The sequence below is a fragment of the Pseudoalteromonas sp. S1727 genome (assembly GCF_005886375.1).
Taxonomy (GTDB): domain Bacteria; phylum Pseudomonadota; class Gammaproteobacteria; order Enterobacterales; family Alteromonadaceae; genus Pseudoalteromonas; species Pseudoalteromonas haloplanktis.
Window position 1 is genome coordinate 1 of sequence record NZ_PNDT01000096.1, and the last position, 10922, is coordinate 10922.

Annotated in this window: 10 protein-coding genes; 5 read left to right on the forward strand and 5 right to left on the reverse strand. The window is 40.8% G+C overall.

Annotated features, from left to right (window positions below; genetic code table 11):
• Positions 1 to 104: 104 nt before the first annotated feature.
• The 5 genes from serA to CWB85_RS18300 form a co-directional block, all read right to left on the reverse strand.
• On the reverse strand, positions 105 to 1334 hold the full coding sequence (gene serA / locus CWB85_RS18280) for a phosphoglycerate dehydrogenase (RefSeq protein WP_016708660.1): 1230 nt from the start codon (positions 1332 to 1334) through the stop codon (positions 105 to 107).
• Between the two features lie 13 nt (positions 1335 to 1347).
• A complete protein-coding gene (gene rpiA / locus CWB85_RS18285; RefSeq protein ID WP_016708661.1) occupies positions 1348 to 2001 on the reverse strand; it encodes a ribose-5-phosphate isomerase RpiA in 654 nt (217 codons plus the stop codon).
• A gap of 52 nt (positions 2002 to 2053) precedes the next feature.
• Positions 2054 to 2650 carry a 5-formyltetrahydrofolate cyclo-ligase gene (locus tag CWB85_RS18290; RefSeq protein ID WP_138555643.1) on the reverse strand — a complete coding sequence of 199 codons (597 nt, stop codon included), beginning with the start codon at positions 2648 to 2650 and terminating at the stop codon, positions 2054 to 2056.
• A gap of 30 nt (positions 2651 to 2680) precedes the next feature.
• Positions 2681 to 3226 carry a hypothetical protein gene (locus CWB85_RS18295; protein WP_138555644.1) on the reverse strand — a complete coding sequence of 182 codons (546 nt, stop codon included), beginning with the start codon at positions 3224 to 3226 and terminating at the stop codon, positions 2681 to 2683.
• 114 nt (positions 3227 to 3340) lie between these two features.
• Positions 3341 to 4858 carry a S10 family peptidase gene (locus CWB85_RS18300; protein ID WP_138555645.1) on the reverse strand — a complete coding sequence of 506 codons (1518 nt, stop codon included), beginning with the start codon at positions 4856 to 4858 and terminating at the stop codon, positions 3341 to 3343.
• A 268-nt stretch (positions 4859 to 5126) separates the two neighbouring features.
• Here CWB85_RS18300 and CWB85_RS18305 point away from each other — a divergent pair, with 268 nt between their 5' ends.
• From CWB85_RS18305 to mrcB, 5 genes are all read left to right on the forward strand, one after another.
• Positions 5127 to 6359 carry a GGDEF domain-containing response regulator gene (locus tag CWB85_RS18305; protein ID WP_016708665.1) on the forward strand — a complete coding sequence of 411 codons (1233 nt, stop codon included), beginning with the start codon at positions 5127 to 5129 and terminating at the stop codon, positions 6357 to 6359.
• Positions 6360 to 6535: 176 nt separating this feature from the next.
• Positions 6536 to 6874, forward strand: coding sequence for a P-II family nitrogen regulator (locus tag CWB85_RS18310; RefSeq protein WP_016708666.1), 339 nt, complete (start codon positions 6536 to 6538; stop codon positions 6872 to 6874).
• A 9-nt stretch (positions 6875 to 6883) separates the two neighbouring features.
• Positions 6884 to 8113 carry an ammonium transporter AmtB gene (locus tag CWB85_RS18315; RefSeq protein ID WP_016708667.1) on the forward strand — a complete coding sequence of 410 codons (1230 nt, stop codon included), beginning with the start codon at positions 6884 to 6886 and terminating at the stop codon, positions 8111 to 8113.
• A 140-nt stretch (positions 8114 to 8253) separates the two neighbouring features.
• Positions 8254 to 8445, forward strand: coding sequence for a YqaE/Pmp3 family membrane protein (locus CWB85_RS18320; protein WP_016708668.1), 192 nt, complete (start codon positions 8254 to 8256; stop codon positions 8443 to 8445).
• Positions 8446 to 8531: 86 nt separating this feature from the next.
• Positions 8532 to 10883: a penicillin-binding protein 1B gene (gene mrcB, locus CWB85_RS18325; RefSeq protein WP_138555646.1), complete on the forward strand. Its 2352-nt coding sequence runs from the start codon at positions 8532 to 8534 to the stop codon at positions 10881 to 10883.
• Positions 10884 to 10922: the final 39 nt, after the last annotated feature.

Consider the following 10922-nt stretch of genomic DNA (forward strand, 5'->3'; position numbering starts at 1 on the left):
ATTCCACTCAAAATAAAAGCCGTGCTTGACTTAACAAGCACGGCTTTTATTTTTACTAGCATCTAGCATCTAGCATCTAGCATCTAGCATCTAGCATCTAGCATCTAGTGAAGAATACGTGCTCTGATCGTGCCCTCTACGGCACTTAACTCTTTTAGTGCAACTTCTGACTGATCAGTGTCTACGTCGATTACTACGTAACCAATCGCTTCGTCTGTCTGTAAATACTGCGCGGCGATGTTGATGCCGTGCTGAGCAAATGCCTGGTTAATCTGTGTTAACACGCCTGGGCGGTTGTGGTGTACGTGTAATAAGCGGCTACGGTTAGCAAGCTCTGGCAGTGACACTTCAGGGAAGTTAACAGCAGTAATCGTTGAGCCGTTATCTGAGTACTTAGCCAGTTTGCCTGCTACTTCAATACCGATGTTTTCTTGTGCTTCCTGCGTTGAACCGCCAATGTGTGGTGTTAAAATCACGTTGTCGAATTCGCGTAGTGGCGATACAAACTCTTCATCGTTTGATTTTGGTTCAACAGGGAATACGTCGATGGCAGCGCCACTGATTTTTTTGTCACGTAGTGCTTCTGCAAGAGCGTCAATATCAACGACCGTACCGCGTGAGGCGTTGATCAAAATGGCGCCTTGCTTCATTACAGCGATTTCTGCACTACCTATGAGGTTTTTAGTTTGCGGTGTTTCAGGTACGTGTAAGCTAATAACATCAGCGCGTTGTAATAGCTGTGTTAGGTTATGGACTTGTGTTGCATTACCTAGGGTTAGCTTGTCTTCAATATCGTAAAATTCAACATTCATACCGATATTTTCTGCCATGATACTCAGCTGTGTGCCAATGTGGCCGTAACCAATAATACCTAAGGTTTTACCGCGAGCTTCAAATGAACCATTGGCTGTTTTTAACCAACCACCGCGGTGGGCAATAGCATTACGCTCAGGAATACCACGGAACAACAGTAAAATTTCACCAAGTACTAACTCTGCAACAGAGCGAGTGTTAGAAAACGGCGCGTTGAACACAGCAATGCCGCGCTCACGGGCTGCGTTTAAATCAACTTGGTTAGTGCCGATACAAAAGCAGCCAACAGCAACCAGTTTTTCAGCCGCATCTAATACTGCTTCGGTAATATGAGTACGAGAACGTAGACCCACAAAGTGCACATCTTTGATGCGCTCCAGCAGTTCGTCCTCAGGTAATGAGGTTTTTACATAATCAATATTGCTGTAGCCGTTGCGTTTAAGCGTTTCAACAGCACTTTGATGCACACCTTCAAGCAAAAGAATTTTAATTTTGTCTTTTGCTAACGATACCTTACTCATATCCTCATCCTATTTATCTAATTTGCGGCCCATTTTTGGTACCGATAATTACTTTATCTGCGCCACGGTGGGCAAATAAGCCGTTGGTTACTACGCCAACAATTTGGTTAATTGTCAGCTCTAAATCTTTTGCTTGGCTGATAGACAAATTATGGACGTCTAAAATAACGTTACCATTGTCAGTCACAACCCCTTGACGATAAACGGGATCGCCGCCCAGTTTTAGTAATTCGCGGGCTACATAACTGCGTGCCATAGGAATAACTTCTACTGGCAGTGGAAATTCACCTAAGGTATCCACTATTTTTGTTTCATCAACAATACAAACAAACTGCTTAGCTACTGCAGAAACGATCTTTTCACGAGTGAGTGCTGCGCCGCCACCTTTGATCATTTCGTTTTGTGCGTTAATTTCATCTGCACCATCAACGTATACATCTAAGCTATCAACATCGTTTAACTCATACACTTCAATACCAAGAGCTTTAAGTTTTTCGGTTGATGCATCTGAGCTTGAAACCGCACCGGCTATGGTGTCTTTTATTGAACCTAAAGCGTCAATAAAGTGGTTTACCGTTGAACCTGTACCCACACCGACTATGGTGCCTTCTTTTACAAATTCGAGTGCAGCCCAAGCTGCTGCTTTTTTTAATTCATCTTGTGTCATGGTATTTGCTCAATAGGTGGAGTTACTTACCTTTAGTATACAAATTTATTGCTTACCAATGGTAGATTTTCTGCGGTGTAATTATGTAATTTAATGGTACGTCCCACGATTCAACCGGTAAACTTGTAACATGTTGGCATTGATGTGCAAGGCCAATTAGTTGTGGTTTTTGCCAGTTTTCTTTTTCGTAGCGCGCCAGTGTTTTATCATAAAAACCACCCCCCATACCTAACCGGTTGCCATTATCATCAAATGCAACTAACGGCATTAACAGGTAATCAAGCTCTGCAAGCGGGCATATCTGACTACAATTTAACTTGGGCTCCAAGATACCATAGCGATTTGCCTTCATGGGTGAATTTTCTTCATAGCGCTGAAAGTATAAAGTAGTGCCGTTAAAGGGGTGGATGACCGGTAAATAAAGGTGGTGGTTTTTACTCCAAAGGTCCTTTATTAACAATGATGTATCAAGTTCTGCGTCATTGCTAAAATAGATGCCTATGTGAGCGTTTTTTACTTTTTTTTGCTGTTTTAAGTGTTGAGTAAAATTCACTTTCAGTGCTTTTGCTGCAATTTTTTGCTCAGATTTTGACAGTAAATTACGTGCTTTTCGGATCTGTTGACGGATCTGTGCTCTTGTTTCACTCATTGTTAACTAGGTTGTACCTTTTATTTTATGTTAAAAACTGAACAAGTCAGGAAATGCAAACGATAACCCCAATACCACAAGTAGTATAACGACCATTGCGATCAGCGAAAATAACAGCACATTACTGCGCTTTTTAATTGGTGTGGTTAACTCTTCATCTAGTAGTAAATCGTCTGTTTGCCAATTATCGTCTTCATCTGTATTTGCTTGGTGTTGGCTTGTTGCTATACGTTGCTCTAAGTCATCGAGTTTTTCTTCAATGCGAATTAAGCTACTGGTGATGTAATCAAGGGCGTTAAAAATTCGCTCGTCGCGCTGGTTGGGGGTTTCAGTCGTATTGGCTGTCATATGTGTTTCAACAGGATGCAGCTTGCTCTTGATGCCAACACTCGCAAGTATTTTGGCTTGTTTTAGCGCTTTCTCTTTTTCACAAGGGGCAAACAATGGCTTGTTGTCAAAAAAAGCGGCCACTTTGGCCGTGGGGGCTTTTAGTTTCGTCGCCAACTGGCTGATCGCGTGTGCTTGGTCTGTATCTTTGGCTAGACCAGCAAACATGACACGGAAGTTTTCTGCCATTTTTGTTTTCCAAAACGTAAAATCAATGGTTTGAGTATATACCTAAACGTTTACATGTTGCGAAAAAAAAGCCCGTAATAATCGGGCTTTTTATTAATTAGGGCAGTGCAATGTTTAATATTTTGCAGCTTCGCCTTCTTTAGGTAATGATTTTAAAATGAAATCTCGTAGATCATTATTCGAGCTTTCTAAATCTGCATGGCGTAAGTACATCATATGACCACTACGGTAGCCTTTAAAACTTAAGCGGTCACGCATTTTACTACTTGGATCAAGTTGCCACATAGTGTACTTGGCATCAAAGTAATTGGTTGCGCCATCAAAATAACCCGATTGGATCATTACATTTAAGTAAGGGTTTTGCGCCATTGCTAAACGTAAGTTTTCACCAGTATTATTATTTGTACGATCCCACGGATGAACATTACCAAACAAGTTATATTTAACATCTGTTTTATAGTTTAATTCATCACGTAAATAGTGATTGATTGCCGGTGTAAAAGAGTGCAGCCATGATGTAAGTTCCGCCCAATAGTCAGGAGACTCACCCGCATCACGCTTATCAATACCTAAGTAGCGAGAGTCTAAACGACCTACTGTTTGGCCGCGTTCACGCAGTAACTCTTTCCAGAAAAAGTTATTTGGAATGTCGAGGTTGTTTTGCGCTACAAACTTTTCTGACACACCCGCATATAAAGCCATTTGTTTGATGATGGCTTGTTTTTCCTCAGCAGCAATAAATCCCCCTTTTGCGATAGCAGGCAGTAATTTATTAACGGTAAACTCTTCCACTTCAGGCAGTAATTCGTCTAAATCTTTTGCTTGCAGTGCAGGGCTGAGTGCTTTGTGGTACCAAGCGGTTGCGGCAAAGTAAGGTAAGCGGTTCGCCGCTTCCACTGGGCCTTCACGTTTAATACCAATCTCTGTTGGAGAGACTAACACCACACCATTTATGTACATCCATTGGCGATTTTGTAGCTCATGAGCAAGGCCTGAAACACGGGTTGTGCCGTAGCTTTCACCAATTAAAAATTTAGGCGAGCGCCAGCGTTCGTTGCGTGATACAAAAGTGTTTAACCACTCGGCTAAATATTTAATATCAGCATTAACACCAAAAAACATTTTTTGCTGTGCTTCTTTGCTTGGTAGTTCGCCTTTGTCGTTTTCAAGAACGCGTGAATAGCCGGTATTGACTGGGTTAACATAAACAATGTCGGCAACATCAAGTACTGAATAAGGATTGTCCTTTATACCGTAAGGCTGAATAGGGTAGCCTTCGTCATCAATTTTTAACACCCGTGGGCCAGTATAAGCAATGTGCATCCATACTGAGGCCGATCCCGGTCCACCATTAAATGAGATCAGTAATGGGCGTTTAGTGCGATCATCAACTTTATCACGTTCATAGTAAGTGTATTGTAATGTAGCTACAGCATCACCGTTATCATCCCATACAGGTTGTGTGCCTGTGATTGCTGTATAAGTAAAGCGCTCCCCATTGATACGCGCTTTATGTTCGGTGACAACTTTGCTGTCGACATCAATGCGACGTTGGTTTTCTGCGTAACTGGTTGTACTGACAGTTAAAGTAAGTACAGCTAGTGAGAAACTAATGATACTGATAAGCTTCATGGTTTATCCTTTAGATAATTGTTAACCTATTAAAGATAATTTCTAGGTAAATAACAAAGGGAATGAGACTAGACGCCAATATTAGTCGGTAAGAGGTAGACAATAATATTATCCTAAAGGGAACTACTATGCTTTTATACGTATATTTGCGGTAGGATATTTTGCTTAAAGCAATAATAAAGTATATTCCATACTTAGTTCTTATTTTTATTTTTTATTCGTAAATAATTTTTATCGGCATCGTTCCGCTGAAGTGTTGAGAAGATATATGCAAAGAGTGTTAGTAGTTGAAGATAGTAAAGTTGTCCAGCAAGTATTACGGCACTTATCCGCTCATTATCTTGATGTAGCGATTGACTTTGCTTGGTCACTTGCACAGGGCAAGGAGTTTATTGCAAAACACCAATACACACTTGCGTTAGTTGATTTAACCCTGCCTGATGCAATGGATGGCCAAGTAGTAAAATACACCTTAGAGCACGCTATTCCTACAGTTGTGCTTACATCTACCATTGATGAATATAAACGCCAGCAGATATTAGAGCTGGGTGTGGTTGATTATGTGATCAAAGATAATCGTGACTCTTATCATTATGCTATTAAATTAGTGTCACAGTTATTGCGTAATCAAGGGTGTAAGGCGTTGATCGCTGATGACTCGTTATTGAGTCGCTCACTTATGAGGCAAATGCTCGAAAAACAGTTATTTGATGTGCAAGATGCCCATGATGGTAAGCAAGCATTACAGATTATTAAAAATGATCCAGAGATCAAGTTACTTTTGACCGATTACGCAATGCCGACCATGGATGGTTTTGAGCTAGTTAAAGCTGTGCGAAATATTCGCGGCCGTGATGATCTCGCTATTATAGGCTTATCTGGTGCTGGTAAGCATGGTTTATCTGCGCGGTTTATCAAATTTGGTGCGAATGACTTTTTAACAAAACCCTTTATGAATGAAGAGTTTCATTGCCGTGTATTGCAAACTATGGAGCAACTTGCACTTATTGCTGATATCAAAGAAAGTGCGTTTCGCGATGATTTAACCAACCTTTATAATCGTCGTTATTTTTATCAATTTGCTGAAAAACTGTTAAAAGAAACCTCTCGCACTAATTGCTTAGCATTACTTGATATTGATTTTTTTAAAGCGATTAATGATAAGTTTGGTCATGAAGCAGGGGATCAAGCGCTAAAACAGGTGGCATCATTATTACGGAGTTCGTTTCAAGATTTCACTGTTGCACGGGTTGGTGGTGAAGAATTTGCAATCGTGTTAACTGATGTGGGGTTAGATCAAGCATACCCGCTGCTAGATGCATTTAGAGTCAGGTTGTCAGAGTATGAATTTGTGATAAATGGTCAAGCATTTGCGATAACGGTAAGTATTGGTTTAACTAAATTTCAAAATGTGACGTTAACCAGCGCTATGCGCTCGGCGGATAAAGCCTTGTATCAAGCAAAAGAGCGAAATCGTGACTGTGTTGTAAAGCAAAATTAGCGAGTTGCACCACGACAGTAAAGATGTTAAAAAAATGCACCTTCGTGGTGCATTTTTTGTGAGGTGGATTTATTTTACTTGTTTAAGTTATTGTTTTTTATTTATTTAAAATAGTGGCACAAAGGTTGGATTATCTTAGCAAACAGGATAACAATAAGCGTCCGAAGGGGGCCACTATGAAAATGATTAGTGCAATAATAAAGCCATTCAAACTAGATGATGTGCGTGAAGCACTGGCTGATTTAGGCATTGAGGGGATGACGGTTGTTGACGTCAAAGGTTTTGGTCGTCAACGCGGTCACACAGAGTTGTACCGTGGAGCTGAATATCAAGTCGATTTTATTCCTAAAATCAAACTTGAAATTGCTACTCGTACCGAAAATTGTCAAAGGGTCGTTGAGACCATTACCAAAATTGCTTCAACAGGCAAAATTGGCGACGGTAAGATTTTCGTTTACGACTTAGATCAAATTGTCCGTATTCGAACGGGCGAATTAGACGAAGAAGCAATTTAAGGGGGCTTTATGGAAAACACAATAATAGAACTGAAGTTTTCGTTAGATACATTTTATTTCTTAATATCAGGTATTTTAGTTATGTGGATGGCGGCAGGTTTCGCCATGTTAGAAGCGGGCTTAGTCCGTTCAAAAAATACCACAGAGATCTTAACTAAGAACGTGGCGCTTTATGCTATTGCGTGTACCATGTTTTTATTAGTTGGCTACAACATCATGTATGTAGACAATGCTGAAGGCGGATTAATCCCATCGTTTGGAACACTTATTGGCACTCAAGCTGGAGATGCTGATCATTCATTAGAGTCTGATTTCTTCTTCCAAGTGGTATTCGTTGCAACGGCTATGTCGATTGTATCGGGCGCCGTTGCTGAACGTATGAAGTTGTGGGCTTTCCTTGCCTTTGCAATCGTACTAACTGGCATTATTTACCCAATTGAAGGCTATTGGACTTGGGGCGGTGGCTTCTTATCTGAAATGGGCTTTGTTGATTTTGCTGGTTCTGCCATTGTTCACGGTACTGGCGCCGCAGCTGCACTAGCTGGTGTATTAATGTTAGGTGCGCGTAAAGGTAAATACGGTAAAAATGGTGAAATCTACCCAATTCCTGGCTCTAACTTACCACTTGCTACACTAGGTACTTTTATTCTGTGGATGGGTTGGTTTGGCTTTAATGGTGGTTCGCAACTACTTATTTCTGATGCTGAAAATGCCACTGCGGTAGGTAAAATCCTACTTAACACCAACGCTGCTGCGGCAACCGGTGCAATTGCAGCACTGTTTGTATGTAAAGTGTTATGGGGTAAAGCTGATTTAACTATGGTACTAAATGGTGCACTTGCAGGCTTAGTAGTGATTACCGCTGACCCATTATCACCATCACCATTACTTGCGTGTTTACTGGGTATTTTAGGTGGCTCACTCGTTGTATTTAGTATTGTTGCGCTAGACAAAATTAAAATTGATGATCCAGTTGGTGCCATTTCAGTGCACGGTGTGTGCGGTATCTTGGGGATTATCTTAGTGCCAGTATCAAATGCCGATGCTTCATTTGTTACTCAATTAATTGGCTTAGTATGTATCTTAGGCTTCGTGTTTATCGCTTCACTTATTGTGTGGACTATCCTTAAGAAAACCATGGGTATCCGTGTAACAGAAGAAGAAGAGTTAAACGGTATGGATCAGCACGATTGTGGTATCGATGCCTACCCTGAGTTTGTTTCAGTACGTAGTAACTAAGCGAATAATTTAAAAATCATTGTGTGTTCAGAACAAAGTCCTAATTTCGATTAGGACTTTTTTGTGTTTGCAATAAAAAGTTATTGATAAAACTCAGCGTATTCGGGTAGGAAAATAAGGATTTAGTGTCTACTCTTTAAATGACATTAACTACAAATAAAAGGCTAGCTATGGATAACAAATTACTTTTGATCATTCTGTCGATATTTTTACCTCCGGTGGCCGTATTCTTAAAAGCTGGAGTTGGTAAAGATCTGATTATTAATATTATCTTGTGTTTTATCTTTTTTATTCCGGCAATGGTTCATTCACTATGGCTGTGTACACGCTAAGTTTCAGTGACTGTTAATTTTACTGGTGTTAGTATTGCGCTTATAGCACCTGTAAAATTAACTTCTGGAACTAAATAGCAACGTCAATGGCTGATAAAAAAGATCCTCGCTCTAGTAAAACTCCACCAAAGCGCCCAACAAAAAAAGCGTCAAGTACAGCATCTAAGTCAGTGAAAAAAACACCGACTAAAAAAACGCCGACAAAAAATATAAAAAAACGTGGTATCGGTCGTCAGCTTTGGTCTATTTTTTGGAAACTCAGCTTAGCTGGCATAATTGCTATGGCGTTATATTTAATTTACCTCGATGCAAAAATCACCCGCCAATTTGAAGGCAATAAATGGCAGCTACCTGCACAAGTTTATGCTAGGGCAATGGGCTTTTACCCTGGGCAATTTTTATCTAGTCAAGAAGTCGTGTGGGAGCTTGATAGGTTAAATTATAGCTCGGTGAATAAACTCAGCCGAACCGGGCAATATGTAAAAGCAGACGATAGCATTAAAATTTTCCGCCGCGAATTTGAGTTTTATGATGGTTTAGAACAAGCACAAGTTATTGAGCTGCGTTTTGCGGGTCAAAAACTTGCCAGCATTAAAGATAAGTTTGGCAGACGCTTAAATAGCGCTCGCTTGGAGCCCGTACAAATTGCTCGGATTGGTAATGATTCAAAACAAGACCGTGAATTTGTACCACTGGATAAGTTTCCACCTATGCTTACAGATACACTTTTAGTGGTTGAAGATCAGAACTTTTATCAACACCACGGTGTATCCGTATTTTCGATCATGCGTGCTTTATACAGCAATATAAAAGCAGGGCGCACTGTTCAGGGTGGCAGTACGTTAACTCAGCAGTTGGCAAAAAATATTTATTTAACGCGAGACCGCACGCTGATACGCAAATTTAATGAAGCATTGATCGCGTTAATTTTAGATTATCGTTATTCAAAAGATCAAATATTAGAAGCCTACCTTAATGAGGTGTATCTTGGTCAATCGTATAACCAAGGTGTGCATGGTATGGGCTTGGCGTCTGAATTTTATTTTTCTAAACCGGTCGATGAGCTAGAGTACGATCAAATAGCGCTACTTGTTGCTATGGTGAAAGGACCTTCATACTATAATCCTCGCCGTTACCCTGAGCGCACTATGGAACGTCGTGATTTAGTATTACGGTTAATGGTTGATAATAAATTGATTGATACCCGCGAATACCGTGCTGCTTTAAAACGGCCAATCGACATTGCACCAATGAAGGATAGCTTGCCTAAATCATACCCTGGTTATTTAGAGCTGGTGGATCGTGAGCTGAAAAAATTACTACCTGATCAAGAAGTACTTGATGCTGGCGTGCGCGTGTTTACGTATTTTGACTTACAAAAACAAACAGCAATGGAAGAAGCCATTGAAAAAAGCCTGCCGTATCTCGAAAAACGTGCTGCTACGGAGCAGCTTGAAGCGGCAATGATCTCAGTTAATGTAGAGAAGGGCGGGGTATCAGCTTTAGTTGCAGGGCGTGATCCACGTTTCTTAGGGTTTAATCGAGTATTAGATACAAAACGAAACATTGGCTCGTTAGTAAAACCTGCGGTGTATTTAACGGCGTTGGGGTTACCCCACTATAACTTAGCAACGCTATTGGATGATTCACCAGTGCAAGTAACTAATGAACAGGGCAAAGTGTGGCAGCCTGAAAATTTTGACCATCAATATCGCGGTATGATGCCGCTGTATAAAGCTTTTAGTAATAGCATCAATATACCAGCTGTGAATCTAGGCCTAAATGTTGGAGTCGATAAAGTGGCTGATACGCTTACCAAGCTTGGTGCAAAAGGTCATATTCGTCATTACCCATCATTACTACTTGGGGCGCTTGAAATGTCGAGTTTTGAAGTCGCTCAACTTTATACCACATTGGCGGCAGATGGTGAGTATCGCCAATTGACATCAATCTCAGCGTTAACGGATTCAGTCGGAAAGGTGCTCTATCAGCATAATATCAGCTCGCAGCCGCGCTTTGATAAAGACGCGCTATACATGACAAAATATGCGATGAAACGGGTTACAAAAGATGGTACTGCAAAACGCTTAAATGCCCATTTTCCATCAATTCAATTGGCGGGTAAAACCGGCACTAGTAATGATTTACGTGATAGTTGGTATGCAGGTTTTGATCAAAATACGGTAACTGTCGCATGGCTTGGCCGTGATGATAACAAAAGCACTGGATTAACAGGCAGTGTTGGTGCACTAGAAACCTATATTCGCTATCTTAAACCACTTAATCCAGAGTCTATTGCTGATACTCGTCCGCCCTCGATCCGCTGGGCATTTGTTAATGAACAGACGGGTAAACAAGCACCTCCGGGCTGTGGTAAGGTCATTCAACTCCCATTGCGAGTTAGTGAGTTTGAGCCAAGACCTAGTTGTCAGCGTTAAGTGTATTGAAGTGACTTATAAACAAACGCAGCAACCTAG